Raw genomic sequence first — 16,881 nt, 5'->3', positions numbered from 1 at the left:
GGGTTAATCGCCCCGGAAATTTTTTAACGATTTGCTCATAGAATGGTCCTCGCGGGGAAAGGCGACCGTTTGCGGCACAGCCATGGGCGCGGGGGATTCCATCCGCCACCCCGCCGGCGACGCTCCACCCCTCCCCGCCCGAGGAAAATTTCACCGCCACGCTACGTTTTGACGTTTACGCAAACGTCAAAGTTTTATAGTATCCCTTGCCAAGGAGCGGACGCATGTCCGCAGGACAGGTGAGGAATCCCAGCATGCCGACCTACAAGGCCCCCGTGAATGACACGCTTTTCATCCTGAACGACGTTCTGGCGCTGGAGCGGTACAACAACCTGCCCGGCTTCGCCGACGCGACGGGCGACATGCTGGAAGCGATTGCCAGCGAGGCCGCGAAGGTGGCGGAAGAGGTGCTGTTCCCGGTCAACCTTTCCGGCGACCAGGAAGGCTGCAAGCGCCATGACGATGCGACGGTCACGGTGCCGAAGGGCTTCAAGCAGGCCTATGATCTCTATCGCCAGGGCGGCTGGATCGGTCTTGCGGTGCCCGAGGAATTCGGCGGCCAGGGCCTTCCCTACGTGCTGCACACCGCCGTCGGCGAGTACATGTCCTCGGCCAACATGGCGCTCACCATGTATCCGGGCCTGACGCAGGGCGCGATCGCCGCGATCCTCGTGCACGGCTCCGAGGAGCAGAAGGCCGCGTATCTTCCGAAGATGGTGGAAGGCGTCTGGACCGGCACCATGAACCTGACGGAGCCCCATTGCGGCACCGATCTCGGGCTCCTGCGCACCAAGGCCGTGCCGCAGGCCGACGGCTCCTACAGGATTTCCGGCCAGAAGATCTTCATCTCCGCCGGCGAGCACGACATGTCGGAGAACATCGTGCACCTGGTGCTCGCCCGCATCGAAGGCGCGCCGGAAGGCACCAAGGGCATCTCGCTCTTCATCGTGCCGAAATTCCTGCTCAAGGAAGACGGCACGCCGGGCGCGCGCAACACGGTTTCCTGCGGTGCCATCGAGCACAAGATGGGTATCCATGGCAACGCCACCTGCGTCATGAACTATGACGAGGCGACCGGCTACCTCATCGGGGCGGAGAACAAGGGCCTCAACGCCATGTTCGTGATGATGAACGAGGCCCGTCTCGGCGTCGGCCTCCAGGGCCTGTCGATCGCCGAAATCGCCTACCAGAACGCCGCCGACTATGCCCGCGAGCGCCTGCAGGGCCGCTCGCTCTCCGGCGCGAAGAACCCCGCCGGCAAGGCCGATCCGCTGATCGTCCACCCCGACATCCGCCGCGCCCTGATGACCATCAAGGCCTGGACCGAGGGCGGCCGCGCCTTCACGCTCTGGACGGCGCTGAAATCCGACATCGCCCACCGCGCTGCCGACGAGAAGGAACGCCAGGCCGCCGACGACATCCTCGGCCTGATGACGCCGATCCTCAAGGGCGTGCTGACCGACAAGGGTTTCGACCACGCCGTCATGGCCCAGCAGGTCTTCGGCGGCCACGGCTATATCGAAGAGCACGGCATGAGCCAGTATGTGCGCGATGCGCGCATCGCCATGATCTACGAGGGCGCCAACGGCATCCAGGCGCTCGACCTCGTCGGCCGCAAGCTCGGGCTGAACGGCGGGCGCGCCGTCATGGCCCTTTTCAAGGAGATCGGCGATTTCTGCGAGGAGAACCGGGGAGACGAGAAGCTCGCCTATTTCACCAAGCACCTGAAGAAGGGCTTGAACGACCTCCAGGCGTCCACCATGTGGTTCATGCAGAACGCCATGGCCAAGCCCGACAATGCCGGCGCCGGCTCGACCGACTACATGCACCTCTTCGGCCTCGTCGTCATCGGCTACATGTGGGCGAAGATCGCCAAGGCCGCCGAGGACGGCCTTGCGGCCGGCGCGGGCAAGCGCGAGGACTTCTTGAAGAACAAGCTGGTCACCGCGAAATTCTTCATGGAGCGCCTGATGCCGGAAACCGCGCTGCGCAAGGCCCGCATCGAGGCCGGCGCCGACACGATGATGGAGCTTCCGGCCGAGGCGTTCTGACAAGCCTTCCCGCAAAGGAGCGGGCTTCACCGCCGTACCGGCATGGAACGGAAAACGGCCCTGCGATTCTTCTTCCCCGTGCGAGGGAGAGGATGGCCGGCAGGCGAGAGGGGGTTGCCGTCAGCGCAAATCCCCGCGACAGTTTCGAACGACAGGGCGCCACCGCGCCGCCAGGGAGAAGAGACCAATGACCGACGTCTTCATCTACGATCATGTGCGCACCCCGCGCGGGCGCGGCAAGAAGGACGGCTCGCTGCACGAAGTGCCGTCCGTGCGCCTTGCCGCCAAGGTGCTGGAGGCGGTGCGCGACCGCAACGGGCTCGACACCGCCAAGGTCGACGACATCGTCATGGGCTGCGTCGATCCGGTCATGGATGCCGGCTCGGTGATCCCGAAGGCCGCCGCCTTCGAGGCGGGCTATTCGACCCGCGCGCCAGGCATGCAGATCTCGCGCTTCTGCGCCTCCGGCCTCGACGCCGTGAATTTCGGCGCGGCGAAGATCGCGCAAGGGGCGGACGACATCGTCATCGCCGGCGGCGTCGAGAGCATGTCGCGCGTCGGCCTCGGCATGTCGGGCGGCTCCTGGTTCATGGATCCCTCCGTCAACTTCCCGGCCTATTTCATGCCGCAGGGCGTCTCGGCCGATCTCATCGCCACCAAGTACGGCTTTTCCCGCGACGACGTCGACGCCTATGCCGTCGAGAGCCAGAAGCGCGCGGCGCAGGCCTGGCAGAACGGCTATTTCAAGAATTCCGTCGTGCCGGTGAAGGATATCAACGGTCTCACCATCCTCGCCCATGACGAGCACATGCGCCCCGGCACGGACATGCAGGCGCTCGCGCAGCTCCAGCCGTCCTTCCAGATGCCCGGCGAGATGGGCGGCTTCGAAGCCGTCGCCATCCAGGCCCATCCGGAAATCGAGGGCATAAACTACGTGCACCATGCCGGCAACTCCTCCGGCATCGTCGACGGCGCCGCCGCCGTCCTGCTCGGCTCGAAGGAAGGCGGCGCGATCCTCGGCAGGAAGGCGCGCGGGCGCATAAAGGCCTTCGCCAATATCGGCTCCGATCCGGCGCTCATGCTGACCGGCCCCGTCGACGTCACGGAGAAGCTGCTCGCCCGCACCGGCATGCAGCTTTCCGACATCGATCTCTTCGAGCTGAACGAAGCCTTCGCCGCCGTGGTGCTGCGTTATATGCAGGCCTTCGACATCCCGCACGACAAGATCAACGTCAACGGCGGGGCCATCGCCATGGGCCATCCGCTCGGCGCCACCGGCGCGATGATCCTCGGCACGGTGCTCGACGAGCTGGAGCGCCGCGACCTCAACACCGCCCTCGTCACGCTCTGCATCGGCGCCGGCATGGGCACGGCGACGATCATCGAACGGGTCTAGAGGGCGTGCGCATGAAAGCCCTTCACCCCGCCTCCGCTGCGCTCGGCGCGCCCACTCCCCGCAAGCGGGGCGAGGGGGACCGGCGACGGCGCGGCAAGTCCCTTCTTCCCGTTCACGGGGAGAAGGTGCCGGCAGGCGGATGAGGGGCGATAGCCGCCTCGCCAGAGAGATTTCAGGGAAGAGGAATCCCATCATGAGCTACAAGAATTTCACCATCGAGACCGACGCCGACGGCATTGCGCTGGTCACCTGGGACATGCCGGAAAAGTCGATGAACGTCTTCACCATCGAAGTGATGGACGAGCTCGACAGGATCATCGACCAGGTCGCGGCGGATGGCGCGATCAAGGGCGTCGTCATCACCTCGGGCAAATCCTCCTTCTCCGGCGGCGCCGATCTTTCGATGATCCAGGCGAGCTTCGACCTCCTGAAGGAGGCTCAGGCGAAGGATCCGGCCACCGCCGTCGAAAAGCTGTTCGAAGCCACCGGGCGCATGACCTGGCTGTTCCGCAAGCTGGAAACCTCGGGCAAGCCCTGGGTCGCCGCCATCAACGGCACCTGCATGGGCGGGGCCTTCGAAATGTCGCTCGCCTGCCACGGCCGCGTCGCCTCGAATGCCAAGTCGGTCAAGATCGCGCTGCCCGAGGTGAAGGTCGGCATCTTCCCGGGCGCCGGCGGCACCCAGCGCGTGCCGCGCCTCGCCAATGCGCAGGATGCGCTGCAGATGATGACCACCGGCTCCTCGCTGACCGCGGCGCGCGCCAAGGCGATGAACCTCGTGCATCAGGTCGTGGAGCCCGACCAGCTCATCCCCGCCGCCAGGCAGATGATCAAGGACGGCCTGAAGCCCGTCCAGCCCTGGGATGAAAAAGGCTTCAAGGCTCCCGGCGGCGGCATCTGGACGCCGGCCGCGGCGCAGCTCTGGCCCGCCGCGCCCGCCATCCTGCGCCGCGAGACCGCCGGCAACTATCCGGGTGCGCTCGCCATCCTCAAATGCGTCTATGAAGGCCTGCAGGTGCCCTTCGAGACGGGGCTGAGGATCGAGCAGCGCTATTTCACCCACATCCTCCAGACGACCGAAGCCTTCTCCATGATCCGGTCGCTGTTCATCTCCATGCAGGAGCTCGGCAAGGGCGCCCGCCGGCCGGCCGGCCAGCCGAAGGCGGAGTTGAAGAAGGTCGCCGTCGTCGGTGCCGGCTTCATGGGCGCCTCCATCGCCTATGTGACGGCCGCCGCCGGCATTCCGGTCGTGCTGATCGACCGCGACCAGGAGGCCGCCGACAAGGGCAAGGCTGTCTCGCAGGGGCTCGTCACCGGCGCGATCGGCAAGGGCCGCATGACGAAGGAGGACGGCGAGACGCTGCTCTCCCTCATCACGCCGACACCAGACTATGCCGCGCTTGCCGATGCGGACCTCGTGATCGAGGCCGTCTTCGAGGACCGCAATGTCAAGAAGGACGTGACCGAGAAGATCGAGGCGGTGCTGCGCGAGGACGCGATCTTCGCCTCCAACACCTCGACCCTGCCGATCACCGGGCTTGCGAAGAATTCCAGGCGCCCGGAGCAGTTCATCGGCATCCACTTCTTCTCCCCGGTCGACAAGATGATGCTGGTGGAGGTCATCCTCGGCAAGGAGACGGGCGACCGGGCGCTTGCCACCGCGCTCGATTACGTCGCGGCCATCAAGAAGACGCCGATCGTCGTCAACGACACGCGCGGCTTCTACGTCAACCGCTGCGTCTTCCGCTACATGGCCGAGGCCTATGACATGCTGATCGAAGGCGTGCCGGCGGCGATGATCGAGAACGCCGCCAAGATGGCCGGCATGCCGGTCGGGCCGCTGTCGCTCAACGACGAGGTCGCCGTCGATCTCTCCTACAAGATCTTCAAGGCCTCCATCGCCGATCTGGGGCCGCAATCGGTCGATCCGCGCCATATGGACCTGGTGACGAAGCTGGTGGAAGGCGAAGGCCGCCTTGGCCGCAAGGCCGGCAAGGGTTTCTACGACTATCCGCCGAAGCCGGCCAAGAAGAAGCTTTGGCCCGGGCTGAAGGACCTCTACCCGCAGCAGAAGCCCGAGGATGTCGATGTGACGGTGCTGAAGGAGCGCCTGCTCGTCACCATCGCGCTGGAGGCCGCGCGCACCATGGAGGAGGGCATCGTCACCGATCCGCGCGAGGCCGATGTCGGCTCCATCCTCGGCTTCGGCTTTGCGCCCTATACCGGCGGCACGCTGTCCTATATCGACGGGATGGGGGTGAAGGCCTTCGTGGCGCTGTGCGAAAAACTCGCCGCCAAGTATGGCAGCCACTTCCAGCCGACGCCGCTGCTGAAGGACATGGCCGCCAAGGGCGAGACCTTCTACAGCCGCTTCGCACCGGAGGCCAAGAAGGCGGCCTGAACGAGCCTCACGGACAAGAAAGGGTGGCCTGGGCCGCCCTTTCCTCGTTTGGCACCGTCAATTCCATCTCCCGATCCACGAAAAATAAAACGGCTCGACCCGTAAATTAATTTCGAGAAAAATCAGGAAATCATTGCGCTTTTTGGCCTTTTCTCCGATCTGATTCCAGAAAAATTCCCACCGACCATTGCACTTTCCGAAATAAACTTTATATAGAACATATCGAAAACTGCTTGCGACCTTTGTCTTCGAGCTAACCAGCTCTGTCAGATTTCCTTTCAAGATCGATCAAAACGGACAATGTATCGTCCGGTTACACTAGCGATGGAAAGGATATCGTTATGAATTCAGGTACCGTAAAGTGGTTCAACAGCACCAAGGGCTTCGGCTTCATTCAGCCTGACGACGGCGCGACGGATGTGTTCGTCCACATCTCGGCTGTCGAGCGTTCGGGCCTCGGCTCGCTCGCCGAGGGCCAGAAGGTCAGCTACGAAATTGTCCGCGACCGCAAGTCCGGCAAGAATTCGGCCGACAACCTTCGCGCCGCATAAGATTGTCATTCTGCCCGCCGACCACGGATGTACTGGCGGCGGAGCGTTCGAATGACGGGAAGAGGTCGGGGTCACGCCCGGCCTTTTTGTTTCCATAGCCCCGAAGGAGAAGGTCATGAGCCGGAAAACCCATGCCGTCGGCGACCATGTCGTTCTGAAGGCCGGCCTGTCCCGCACGGCAACGGGCGCGCGGACGTGCCGGATCGTCGGCGTCCTGCCGGCCGACCATGGCGAAGCCCAGTATCGCGTGCGGCTCGACAACGAGAATTTCGAGCGGCGCGTCGTCCATAGCGACATCGATGCCGACGAGACCGCCGCGCCCGCGACGCGCAAGGCGGGGACGACGGTTGCCGGCAAGGGCGGCCCCTGGCTGAAGCCGTCGAGCATCCGCATCGGAAAATGACGCCGCGGAGCCTGCGGCCGCTTTGCGACCACGGGCCAAACGCGTTGCGCGGGCGCGGTGCCTTGAAACCATCCCGCGCAGGTCGATGACGCTGTGGCGACATCGTCCACCCCCCAGTGCGGCGCAAGCCGCGAGAGAAAGGACATATCGTGCAGGTTCTCGTCAGAGACAACAATGTCGACCAGGCGCTTCGCGTACTGAAGAAGAAGATGCAGCGCGAAGGTCTCTTTCGCGAAATGAAAGCGCGCAGCGCCTACGAGAAGCCGTCCGAGAAGCGGGTCCGCGAGAAGGCCGAAGCCGTGCGCCGCCAGCGCAAGCTCGCCCGCAAGAAATTGCAGCGCGAAGGTCTGCTGCCCGCGCCCAAGCGCGCGGTGCGTCCGGCCCGCTAGAGCATTTCCAGCTGAAGCGAAGTCGCTTCGGCGTCGGATAATGCGGCAAAAACAAGAATCCAGAACATTTTCGGTGAACCGGAGTTCACCGGAAATGTTCTAGAGCAGTTGCTTCTACGCAATCGTGAACGCAAACCGCTTCGCCCTTTGCCGGAACTGCCCTGACGATCCAGAAAGGAGAGGTCATGACCGCAACCAAGGAAAAATTCTTCAATCCCGTCAAGCTTTCCGCGCAGGACAAGGCGGCGGCGACCGACCAGACGGCGCGCACCATCATCGCCGCCGAAGCGACCGCGCGGGACAAGAAGACCGCCCGGCTGCGCGCCCTGCGCCTGCAACAGGAGCCGGTCGAGGCGGAGCCCAAGCCGCCCCGCAAATCCCGCAAGCGTACAGCGCCCGCAGCCACCTGAACCGGATGCGCATATCGGCTCCGGGGATGGGACATTTTTTCCTGTTCCATGCGGAACAGCGCGGGGCGGGGGGATGTGAGACCTTCTGATCACCGGATGAGAGAGGCTCATCCTCAACCAGAGATCAGGAGAGACCCCCCTATGCGCAAGATCATCGTTTCCGCCGCCATCGCCGCCGTTGCCGCCATCTCCTTCGCCGCCCCTTCGCAGGCCGGCTACTATAGCTACGGCTACAAGCCGCACTGCTTCATCAAGAAGGTCAAGGCCTACGACTACTACGGCAATGTCATCTTCAAGAAGATCAAGGTCTGCAAGTAAGCGTCCCCGGCACAGACCTTTGAGCGAAAGGCCCGGAGCCCAGCCTCCGGGTCTTTTGCCGTCCGGTGTTCCGCGCTACGCCTGCCGCGCGGCATCGGCCATGCGCACCAGCAGTTCGGCACGCGTGCCGACGGTGCGGCTTGCATAGGCGAGCTTCGCGCCGAGGCTCGACGCCATGGCGCCGATGATCTTGGAGCCGAGACCGGTACCGCGCACCGGGCCCTCGCCGCGCCAGCCGATGCCGTCGTCCTCGACGAAGAGCAGCGCGGTTTCAGGGTCAAGCCGGGTGAAGCCGACCCGCACCTCGCCGCCGGTCTCGCCATAGGCGTATTTGAAGGCATTGGTGACGAGCTCCGTGACGATGACGCCGAGCGAGACGGCCCTGTCGGTCGGCACGTGCAACGGCTCCAGCATGCGGTTGAGCCGCACATTGCGGCCCTGGCCCTTCATCGACGTGTCGAGCTCGGACAGCAGCGTCGAGAGATAGGCGCCCATGTCGACATGGCGCACATCCTCCGACGTATAGAGCCGGCGATGGATGCCGGCGATGGCCGTGATGCGGGCCTGTGTCTCGGAGAGCGCTTCCTTCACCGCCTCGTCGGATGCGCTCGACATCTGGAGACGGATGAGGGCGGCGGCGAGCGCCAGCGAATTGCCGACCCGGTGGTTCACCTCGGCCAGCAGCACCTCTGCCCGTTCCTTGGCGGCGCGGATCTCCTGCTCGGCCCTGAGCTTCGCACGCTTCAGCTCGGCATTTTCCAGCGCCTGGCCGAGCGCATTGGCCAAAAGCGGCATGAAATCCTCGCCGACCGACTTGATGACATAGTCGGCCGCGCCCGCCTTCAGCGCCTCGACGGCGACCTGGGCGTCGTTGGAGCCCGTCACATAGACGACCGGCACCGCACCCGGCGCATCGACCAACTCCCTCAGGAAGGAGAGTCCGGTGCCGGATTGCAGGAAATGGTCGAGCACGACGGCATCGAAACCACCTTCGGCGAAAAGCGCGCGGCCGTGCTCCACGTCCTCGGCATGCAGCACCTCGTAGCCGAGACGGCCGAGCGCGCGCTCGGCGAGCCGCGCCAGAATCGGATCGTCGTCGATATAGAGGATGCGGGCGGCGCCTTCCTTCATTTACTGCGTCTCGGGAATCTGTATCACGGAGAAGAACAGGCCGAGCTGGCGGATCGCATGGGCGAAGCTCTCGTATTCCACCGGCTTGGTGATGTAGACGTTGGCGCCGAGATCGTAGCAGCGCTGGATCTCCCGCTCGTCGTCCGTCGTCGTCAGGATGACGACCGGCAGGCGCTTGGTGTGGACATTGGTCTTGATGCGCTGGAGGATATCGATGCCGGACATGTCCGGCAGGTTGAGATCGAGCAGGATCAGCAGGAACTTGCCGGCGCTGGCAAGGCCCGACCGGTCCTTGCCGAGCACGAAATCGAGCGCCTCCGTGCCATTGGTGAAGGGCACGACCTCGTTGTGCACGCCGGCGCGGCGGATGTTCTTCTCGATGAGGCGCGCATGGCCCTCGTCGTCCTCGATCATGACGATGGTGACTTCCTTGCCCAGACCGTTCATGCCTGCATACTCCTGACTACTTTGCTGAGGTCGGGCGGCAGACGGAGCACGAATGTCGTCCCCTGCCCGAGTTCGGATCGGACGACGATATCACCGCCAAGATTGCGCATCAGTGAACGCACATGCGCAAGGCCGATGCCTTCGCCGGGCTTGTCCTGGGTGCCCGAGCGGCGGAACAGTTCGAAGACCCGTTCGTGATCTTCGGGCGCGATGCCGCGGCCATTGTCGGTGAACTCTATGACGAAGCCGGCGCGCCCGCCATTCTTCGCGGTGACGGAGATGCGCAGCGGCCGGTCCGGCGAGCGGTACTTGATGGCGTTGTCGAAGAGGTTGCCGAAGACCTGCTCCAGCGACAGCCGGTCGGAAATGACGGTCGGCAGCTTGTCGTCGATGGTGACCTCGCCGTCGGATTCGCCGACCTGATGCCCCACGGCCGCCGCGCCCGCCTCGACCAGCGCCTTGACGTCCACGCGCTCGATCCTGAGCTCCCGCCGCCCGTCGCGCGAAATCTTCAGGATGGCATTGATGAGGCCGTCCATCTTCTTGGTGGAGGAGCGGATGAAGCCGATCGCCTCGGGCAGGTCTTCCGAAGCCGCGCGGCGCGCCTCGAGAATGTCGCCTTCGCTCGGCGCCTTGCCGTCGGCCAGCACATAGCTCTGGATGGCGGCGAGCGAGGCCTGCAGCTCGCTGGTAAAGCCCATGATGTTGACGAGCGGCGCGCGCAGGTCGTGCGTCACGATATAGGCGAAGCGCTGCACCTCCTGGTTGGCGCGGATCAGCTCCTCGGTGCGCTCGTCCACCCGCCTTTCCAGCGTGGCGTTCAGCGTCTCGACCTCGCGGCGGGCGACGATGATGTCGCGGGTATATTGCATAATGACGGCGGCCGCGCCACCGAGCACGCCGATGATGGCGATGGCGCCGATCACCGTCGTCCATTGCAGCGCGCTGGCGGACCGGAGCGTATCGACGACGCTTTCCTCCAGACTCCGGTCCGCATCGTCCATGATGGAGCCGATTTCGACGCGAAGCTCATCCATGAGGACGCGGCCGCGATCGGTCTTGACCTCCTCGATAGCCTCCGCCTGGCGGCCCTGCTCCATGAGACTGACGGTTCCGGCAAGCTCCGCCAGCTTCTGCTCGACCAGGGTGCCGACCCGCGTCGCCCGCTCGGCATATGCGGGAAGGCGCATCGCCTTCTCGAGGAAGACCTTTTCCTGTTCGGCGACGCCGCGCAGCGCATCGTCATAAGGGGCCCGGAATGCGGTGTCGCCTGTTATGATGAAACCGCGCTGGCCCGTTTCGGCATCCTTCAGGATGGACAGGAGATCGGCGGCGGCACTGCGCGCCTCGCGCACCTCGATGAAGCCGGCGAAATAGCCCTGCACCTTGCTGACGAGCCAGAGCGACGTGCCGACGATGCCAAGCAAGGCAAGCATGCCTGCAATCAGCAGGATAACTGTCGAGCGCACGAAGGCGGCGTTCGAAATCGGCATCTACTCCCCCGGTTCAAGCCGTCCACAGGACGGCGACAATATCGTTGTCATGACCGCTTGCAACCAACCAGTGTGATGAAAACGGAATTCTTTTGGTTGTTTCGTTACTTAAGAAGTCAAATCCGGGCCCGGAAGCGCCCTGCGAACCGTTCGCTGGCGATGATGACCATGCCGGCGGAAAAGATCAGCGTGGCGCCGACGAAGACATTCGAGCCGGGCACGTCGCTCCAGATGAGATAGCCGAGCACGAAAGCCCAGACGAGCGAGGAATATTCGAAGGGTGCGAGCACGGAGACCGGCGCCCGGCGCATGCCCTCGAACATCGCGAACTGCCCCAGGCCGGCAATCACCCCGGTTCCCGCCATCAGCGCCAGGTCGAGCAGCGCGACCGGCTGCCAGACGAAGGGCAGCGCGACAGCGGTGAAGAGGAGGAAGAAGCCGCTCGATATGGTCACCTGCACCTGCGTGCGCTCGTGCAACGCCGTCTTGCGCAAGAGCACCGTCGCGATCGCCCAAAAGATGGCAGCCTGCAGGGCGAGATAGACAGGCAGCGAAAGCCGCAGGCCCTCGGCCGCCACCCCGCAGGCGACGACCACGCCGACGAAACCGATCACCACCGCGAACCACCGGTATCCCGGCACCTTCTCGCCGAGGATCGGCACGGAGAGGATCGTCATGACGACCGGCGAGGCATAGTAGAGCGTCGTCAGCTCGGCAAGGCCGAGATCGCGCGCGGCGGTGTAGTAGGACAGCCAGGCGGCGAGCAGCAGCAGGTTGCGCAGGAAGAGCGGCTTCAGCACCGGCGAGCGACGCGCGCTTTGCAGAAGCGGGCGCCCGCCGAAGGCAAGACAGAGTGCGAAGATCGTCAAGCTGCGCACGAACAGGATCTGCCAGACCGGCAAGGCCGCGACGAGCCATTTGACGGTCGCATCCTGCAAGGAGAACATGAAATAGGCGAAGGACGTCAGCAGAATGCCGGAAGAGACGGTCTTTTGCACGGAATGGGCCTCGAAGGCGCGGAAACGCCGCGCTCCGCCTTGATAGCGCGCCGCTCGATGCAGCGAAAGAGGCTGAAAATCACGGGGGGAGGAAATTTTTCCCACTGCGGTGAATCCTGCCGCGAAAAGTCCGCTGCGCCGGCAAGTTTCGGCGTGCAAGCGGGGCCGCACAGGTATATGCGCGAGCCATGGACTCCAAACGCACCGGCTACCTCTTCACCCTGCTTGCCATCCTGATCTTCAGCCTGCAGGACGCGATCTCGAAACATCTCGGCAGCCTCTATCCGCCGGTTTTCATCGCCATGCTGCGCTTCTGGGCCTTCGGCGCCTTCGCGATGGCGCTGGGCGCGCGCAGCCCGGGCGGACTGAGGGTGGCGGCGGCGACGAAACGGCCGGCGCTGCAGATCCTGCGCGGCGTGCTCCTCGCCTGCCAGATCGTCGTCACCATCACCGCCTTCACCACGGTCGGGCTTGCCCATTCGCAGGCGATCCTGGCGTCGGGGCCGATCTTCGTCGCGCTCCTGTCCATGCCCCTGCTCGGCGAAAGGGTCGGCTGGCGGCGCTGGACGGCGATCAGCGTCGGGCTCTGCGGCGTCCTGATCATTCTCAACCCGGGCGGCGGAGGCTTCGACATGGGCGTCCTGCTGCCGCTGGTTTCCGCGCTCATGTTCGCGGTCTATGTCATCGCGACCCGCCTCGTCAGCCGGGACGACACCGCCTCGACGAGCTTCTTCTACATCGGCGTGGCCGGCGCGGCGGCGATTTCCCTCGTCGGCCCCTTCTTCTGGACGAACCTTACCCCGGGCGACTGGCTGTGGATGGGCCTGCTCTGCATCACCGGCATGTCGAGCCACTATTTCCTGATCCGCGCCTACGACCTGCTTGATGCCGCCGCCGTGCAGCCGCTCACCTATCTCCAGGTCGTGCTGGCGGCGATCATCGGCGTCGGCATCTTCGGCGAAACGCTGAACCTCAACATGGTGCTCGGCTCGGCCATCGTCGTCGGGGCCGGCATCTTCACCGTGTGGCGCGAGAGCGTGGTGGCACGCCGCCGGGCGGCGGAAAACCTGCCTGGAAAGCACACAGGAAAATAATCCTTTTTTCTTTACTCGGAAACCGTCCTTGGATATGCTTCCGGCCAGTCGGACCGGCACTGGCCGGCCCGTTGCCTTGGCAGGGTTTTTCAGCATGTTCTCCCACGACCGGATCTGGGCAGCGATCGACGCCCTTGCCGAGCGCAACCGGCTCTCGCCGTCCGGCCTTGCCCGCCGCGCCGGGCTCGACCCGACGTCCTTCAACAAATCGAAGCGGCAGGGCGCGGACGGCCGCCAGCGCTGGCCATCGACGGAATCGATCGCCAAGGTGCTCGACGCGACCGGCGCCTCGATCGACGAATTCTTCATGCTGGCCGACCCGGCGCGCGACGCCGCCCTGCCGCAGGGCGCCTTTCCGCCGCAGACCGGCGCCATTCCCCTACTCGGCTTCGCCCAGGCCGGTGCCGGCGGCTTCTTCGATGACGGCGGCTTTCCCGCCGGCCAGGGCTGGGACGTGGTGGAGTTTCCCGCCTCGCCGGACCGCAAGCCCGGCGTCTATGCGCTGGAGGTGCAGGGCGACAGCATGCTGCCGCTCTACCGCGACGGCGACGTGCTGATTGTCGAGCCGGGGGCGCAGGTGCGCCGCGGCGACCGGGTCGTGGTCAAGACCCGCGAGGGCGAGGTCATGGCCAAGGTGCTGCATCGCCAGACGCCGCGCACGATCGAGCTCGTCTCGCTCAATCCCGAGCATCCGAACCGCAATTTCGACATCGACGACGTCGACTGGATCGCCCGCATCATCTGGGCCAGCCAGTAGGGCGCATCAGCCGCCGTAGAGATTGACCGGGAAATAGCGCAGATAGATCTCCTGCAGGCGGCCGCTGCGCGAGAGCGCCAGCAGCGCATGGTCGATCGCGCCGGTGATCGTCGCGTCCTCCTTGCGGAACATGATGGTCAGCCCCTCGCCGAGGAACCGCTCCGACAGGTAGGGGCCGTCGAACAGGCGGCAGCAGCCGGCCGATTCCGAACCGCTCGTCCAGAAGGCGAGCTGCATGCCATCGCCGAAAACCGCCTCCACCTTGCCGTCCTTGAGGCTCGCCAGCAGGGCGGCACGATCGGGAAAGGCCTCCGCCTGCACGCGCGGGAAAAAGGCCTTCAGCATCGCCTCATGCGCGCTCGCCGCGACGACGCCGACCCGCTTGCCATCGAGCGCCGCCGCGGTCTCGCCGGCGGGCGGCGCCTTCTTCGTCACCGCAAACCGGGCCGGCAGGCGCATGAAGGGGCGCGAGAAGAGGAAGCGCTTGCGCAGCTCCGCGGTGACGGCGACGCCCGCGGCGACCGCCTCGCCATTGCCGTCGACCAGCGCCTTTTCCAGCTCCGGGAAGGTCACAGCCTGGATCTGGCATTTTTCGGTGAGTGCCAGCTCCCGGCAGATCTCCCGCACCAGGTCGACATGGAAGCCGGCGAGCTTGCCGGTCTGGTCGATGAAGTTGAACGGCGGGAAATCCACCGTGGTCAGGAAGCGCAGCCGCACGATGCCCGACAGATCGGGCCGCCCGATGCGCTCGCGCGTGTCGAACAGGATCGGCAGGTCGACCGGCGCGCGCTCCTGCGCCGCGACGCCCAGGGGCTTGGCCGCCGCCATCAACAGACAAAGCGCAAAAAGCCCATAAATTTTAAGAGGTGAATTTCCGGTGTGCCGCATTACAATCAACTTGGGGTTTAAAAGGGGTGCAGCCGCCTGCGCGGCTGCGGTGGCTGCATGCGACTGGCAGAATATCCCGACGACATCGGTTTCGCTACCGCAATCGGCATCCTGCCGGCACAGCTGCCGCCACCCCGCGACGACACCGTGCCGTCCCGCCTGATGACGGAAGCCCGGCTCTTCCGGCGCCTCGGCCTGCCCAAACCCCTCATCTCGACCATGCTGGTGCGTGCCAACCAGCACGGCACGTCGCTGGAAACGGAGCTTTTGGCGAGCGGTTCGATCTCGGAAGACATCTATTACGAGGCGCTGGCCGAACTCTTGGACATCCCCTTCCTCGACCGTCTGGATCCGGCCGAGGTCGAGGATCTTCCCGATGCCGATACCCAGCTTGTCGATCCGACCGTGGTGCGGCTGCGCCATCCTTCCCGTCCGCCGACGACGGCGATCGTGCCGAGTGCCGAGCGGCTCGGCTATCTGGGCGAGCGGCTGGCACAGTCGCCTGGCCTGCGCACCATGATGGCGGCGACCACGCCCTCGGCCCTGAGGGCCGCGCTCTGGCAGGCCGGCCGGCACCGGCGGCTGCGCGACACGGTGGACGACCTCCACGCGACCATGCCGGAGGCGAGCGCCCGCATCACGCTGCGCGGGCGGCAGGGCTTTTATACCGGCGTCGCCGTGACGCTCCTCCTCGTGCTGGCCGTCGCCGCCCCCGTGCTGGCCGCGCTGGCATTGCACATCGTGCTGAGCCTGCTGTTCCTGGGCAGCTTCCTGATCCGCCTGATCGCCCTCATCGCCAAATGGCGACGGGAGCGCCGGGCGCTGGTGCCGTCCCCGCCGCCCCGGCCGCGCCCGACCTATTCCATCTTCGTCGCGCTCTACCGGGAAGCGGCCGTCGTGCCGCAACTCATCGACACCCTGAACCGGATCGAATGGCCGGCGGCCCGGCTCGATATCAAGCTGATCTGCGAGGCGGACGACCAGGAAACGCTCGATGCGCTCGCCCTCACCCGCCTCGGCCGGCAGTACGAGATCGTCGAAGTGCCGCCCGGCCGGCCGCGCACCAAGCCGAAGGCGCTCACCTATGCGCTCGGCGCCGCGCGCGGCGACTACCTGGTGATCTACGACGCGGAAGACCGGGTCGATCCCATGCAGCTGGAAGAGGCCTGGCGGACCTTCGAGGCCGGCCCGCCGGATATCGCCTGCCTCCAGGCGCCGCTCGTCGTCACCAATGCACGGGAAGGCTGGCTCAGCGCGCTCTTCGCGCTCGAATATGCCGGCCTTTTCCGCGTGCTGCTGCCACATCTTGCCGCCGCGCGCCTGCCCATGCCGCTCGGCGGCACGTCCAACCATTTTCGCACGCGCGTGCTCCAGCAGGCCGGCGGATGGGACCCCTACAATGTCACGGAGGATGCCGATCTCGGGCTCCGGCTCTACAGGCTCGGCTATCGCTGCGGCACGCTCACCCGGCCGACCTACGAGGAAGCGCCCGTAGGGCGTGACGCCTGGCTCGGCCAGCGCACGCGCTGGTTCAAGGGCTGGCTGCAGACCTGGCTGGTGCTGATGCGCCATCCCTCCCGCCTCGTTTCGGAGATGGGCCTCTGGCCGAGCGTCGTCTTCCAGGTGCTGATCGGCGGGCTCATCCTCTCCTCGCTCGCCCATCCGCTGATCCTCGCCTATCTCGGCCTCATCACCTGGTCGCTGTTCTCCCAATCCGCCTTCATGGTGGGACCGCTCGAATTCACCCTCTTTGCCATCGACATCGTCAATATCTTCGGCAGCTACGCGGTTTTCATCGCGCTCGGGCGAGGCGGCATGACGGACAGGGAGCAGGCCGCGGTGGGAAGGCACTGGATGATGACGCCCGTCTACTGGCTGCTGCTGTCGGTCGCCGCCTGGCGCGCCGTGGGGGAGCTGCGCCACAATCCCTTCTTCTGGAACAAGACGACACACCGGCCGGTGCAGCCCCAGGCGGAAACGGGAGCCGGATAATTTTTCCGCTCTTACCAGCAAACGCAACAAAGCAACCCCTCATCCGGTCCTTCTCCCCAGGGAGGGACGGAGGGACCGGATGAGGGGGACGCCCCGACGCGGCGGCCTGGAGCGTTTCGGCGCGATTGCGGACGCGGGACCGCTTCGCACTCTTGCCGGGAT

Annotated in this window: 16 protein-coding genes; 11 read left to right on the top strand and 5 right to left on the bottom strand. The window is 65.3% G+C overall.

Annotated elements, in window-relative coordinates; translation table 11 throughout:
* The first annotated feature begins 254 nt into the window (after positions 1-254).
* From AABF56_RS21500 to AABF56_RS21465, 8 genes are all read left to right on the top strand, one after another.
* Entirely contained in the window at positions 255-2,051 is a 1,797-nt protein-coding gene (locus AABF56_RS21500; RefSeq protein ID WP_272804304.1) for an acyl-CoA dehydrogenase C-terminal domain-containing protein, read from the top strand.
* Positions 2,052-2,238: 187 nt separating this feature from the next.
* The gene (locus tag AABF56_RS21495; RefSeq protein WP_272804303.1) at positions 2,239-3,447 is read left to right on the top strand and encodes an acetyl-CoA C-acetyltransferase; all 1,209 of its coding nucleotides are present in this window, start codon (positions 2,239-2,241) and stop codon (positions 3,445-3,447) included.
* 190 nt (positions 3,448-3,637) lie between these two features.
* Positions 3,638-5,848, top strand: coding sequence for an FAD-dependent oxidoreductase (locus tag AABF56_RS21490; protein WP_272807392.1), 2,211 nt, complete (start codon positions 3,638-3,640; stop codon positions 5,846-5,848).
* Positions 5,849-6,189: 341 nt separating this feature from the next.
* A complete protein-coding gene (locus tag AABF56_RS21485; RefSeq protein ID WP_244767375.1) occupies positions 6,190-6,399 on the top strand; it encodes a cold-shock protein in 210 nt (69 codons plus the stop codon).
* Positions 6,400-6,514: 115 nt separating this feature from the next.
* A complete protein-coding gene (locus tag AABF56_RS21480; RefSeq protein ID WP_272804302.1) occupies positions 6,515-6,802 on the top strand; it encodes a cold-shock protein in 288 nt (95 codons plus the stop codon).
* 149 nt (positions 6,803-6,951) lie between these two features.
* Positions 6,952-7,191: a 30S ribosomal protein S21 gene (gene rpsU / locus AABF56_RS21475; RefSeq protein ID WP_244767373.1), complete on the top strand. Its 240-nt coding sequence runs from the start codon at positions 6,952-6,954 to the stop codon at positions 7,189-7,191.
* Between the two features lie 185 nt (positions 7,192-7,376).
* On the top strand, positions 7,377-7,601 hold the full coding sequence (locus tag AABF56_RS21470) for a hypothetical protein (protein WP_244767372.1): 225 nt from the start codon (positions 7,377-7,379) through the stop codon (positions 7,599-7,601).
* Positions 7,602-7,742: 141 nt separating this feature from the next.
* Complete coding sequence (locus AABF56_RS21465) at positions 7,743-7,919, top strand: hypothetical protein (RefSeq protein WP_272804301.1); 177 nt, start codon at positions 7,743-7,745, stop codon at positions 7,917-7,919.
* A 75-nt stretch (positions 7,920-7,994) separates the two neighbouring features.
* Here the strand turns inward: AABF56_RS21465 and AABF56_RS21460 are convergent, their stop codons facing one another.
* The 4 genes from AABF56_RS21460 to AABF56_RS21445 all read right to left on the bottom strand — a co-directional run bounded on the left by AABF56_RS21460 (position 7,995) and on the right by AABF56_RS21445 (position 11,988).
* Positions 7,995-9,050 carry a sensor histidine kinase gene (locus tag AABF56_RS21460; RefSeq protein WP_272804300.1) on the bottom strand — a complete coding sequence of 352 codons (1,056 nt, stop codon included), beginning with the start codon at positions 9,048-9,050 and terminating at the stop codon, positions 7,995-7,997.
* Positions 9,051-9,497: a response regulator gene (locus tag AABF56_RS21455; protein ID WP_272804299.1), complete on the bottom strand. Its 447-nt coding sequence runs from the start codon at positions 9,495-9,497 to the stop codon at positions 9,051-9,053. It abuts the gene before it with no gap.
* Positions 9,494-10,990, bottom strand: coding sequence for a sensor histidine kinase (locus AABF56_RS21450; protein ID WP_272804298.1), 1,497 nt, complete (start codon positions 10,988-10,990; stop codon positions 9,494-9,496). The genes AABF56_RS21455 and AABF56_RS21450 overlap by 4 nt, the downstream gene beginning before the upstream one ends.
* Before the next feature lie 116 nt (positions 10,991-11,106).
* Positions 11,107-11,988, bottom strand: a complete 882-nt coding sequence (locus AABF56_RS21445) for a DMT family transporter (protein WP_244767368.1) — start codon at positions 11,986-11,988, stop codon at positions 11,107-11,109.
* A 188-nt stretch (positions 11,989-12,176) separates the two neighbouring features.
* On the opposite strand from AABF56_RS21445, the gene AABF56_RS21440 reads away from it, so the two are divergent.
* Both AABF56_RS21440 and AABF56_RS21435 read left to right on the top strand, forming a co-directional pair.
* Positions 12,177-13,082, top strand: a complete 906-nt coding sequence (locus AABF56_RS21440) for a DMT family transporter (protein ID WP_272804297.1) — start codon at positions 12,177-12,179, stop codon at positions 13,080-13,082.
* A gap of 94 nt (positions 13,083-13,176) precedes the next feature.
* Positions 13,177-13,839 carry a S24 family peptidase gene (locus tag AABF56_RS21435; protein ID WP_272804296.1) on the top strand — a complete coding sequence of 221 codons (663 nt, stop codon included), beginning with the start codon at positions 13,177-13,179 and terminating at the stop codon, positions 13,837-13,839.
* A 6-nt stretch (positions 13,840-13,845) separates the two neighbouring features.
* Here AABF56_RS21435 and AABF56_RS21430 read toward each other — a convergent pair whose 3' ends face one another.
* On the bottom strand, positions 13,846-14,727 hold the full coding sequence (locus tag AABF56_RS21430) for a transporter substrate-binding domain-containing protein (protein ID WP_432346723.1): 882 nt from the start codon (positions 14,725-14,727) through the stop codon (positions 13,846-13,848).
* 57 nt (positions 14,728-14,784) lie between these two features.
* On the opposite strand from AABF56_RS21430, the gene AABF56_RS21425 reads away from it, so the two are divergent.
* Entirely contained in the window at positions 14,785-16,719 is a 1,935-nt protein-coding gene (locus AABF56_RS21425) for a glycosyltransferase family 2 protein (RefSeq protein ID WP_272804294.1), read from the top strand.
* The last annotated feature ends 162 nt before the right edge of the window (positions 16,720-16,881 follow it).

It is taken from the genome of Shinella sp. WSC3-e (assembly GCF_945994535.1).
Lineage (GTDB): Bacteria > Pseudomonadota > Alphaproteobacteria > Rhizobiales > Rhizobiaceae > Shinella > Shinella yambaruensis.
Note: the sequence above shows the minus strand (reverse complement) of the source record. Positions and strands in the feature narration are given on the sequence as shown.

Coding starts and splice junctions, on each gene's coding strand:
- AABF56_RS21500 (WP_272804304.1), top strand. CDS start 255: ATGCCGACCTACAAGGCCCCCGTGAATGACACGCTTTTCATCCTGAAC.
- AABF56_RS21495 (WP_272804303.1), top strand. CDS start 2,239: ATGACCGACGTCTTCATCTACGATCATGTGCGCACCCCGCGCGGGCGC.
- AABF56_RS21485 (WP_244767375.1), top strand. CDS start 6,190: ATGAATTCAGGTACCGTAAAGTGGTTCAACAGCACCAAGGGCTTCGGC.
- AABF56_RS21480 (WP_272804302.1), top strand. CDS start 6,515: ATGAGCCGGAAAACCCATGCCGTCGGCGACCATGTCGTTCTGAAGGCC.
- AABF56_RS21470 (WP_244767372.1), top strand. CDS start 7,377: ATGACCGCAACCAAGGAAAAATTCTTCAATCCCGTCAAGCTTTCCGCG.
- AABF56_RS21465 (WP_272804301.1), top strand. CDS start 7,743: ATGCGCAAGATCATCGTTTCCGCCGCCATCGCCGCCGTTGCCGCCATC.
- AABF56_RS21460 (WP_272804300.1), bottom strand. CDS start 9,050: ATGAAGGAAGGCGCCGCCCGCATCCTCTATATCGACGACGATCCGATT.
- AABF56_RS21455 (WP_272804299.1), bottom strand. CDS start 9,497: ATGAACGGTCTGGGCAAGGAAGTCACCATCGTCATGATCGAGGACGAC.
- AABF56_RS21450 (WP_272804298.1), bottom strand. CDS start 10,990: ATGCCGATTTCGAACGCCGCCTTCGTGCGCTCGACAGTTATCCTGCTG.
- AABF56_RS21440 (WP_272804297.1), top strand. CDS start 12,177: ATGGACTCCAAACGCACCGGCTACCTCTTCACCCTGCTTGCCATCCTG.
- AABF56_RS21435 (WP_272804296.1), top strand. CDS start 13,177: ATGTTCTCCCACGACCGGATCTGGGCAGCGATCGACGCCCTTGCCGAG.
- AABF56_RS21430 (WP_432346723.1), bottom strand. CDS start 14,727: ATGCGGCACACCGGAAATTCACCTCTTAAAATTTATGGGCTTTTTGCG.
- AABF56_RS21425 (WP_272804294.1), top strand. CDS start 14,785: ATGCGACTGGCAGAATATCCCGACGACATCGGTTTCGCTACCGCAATC.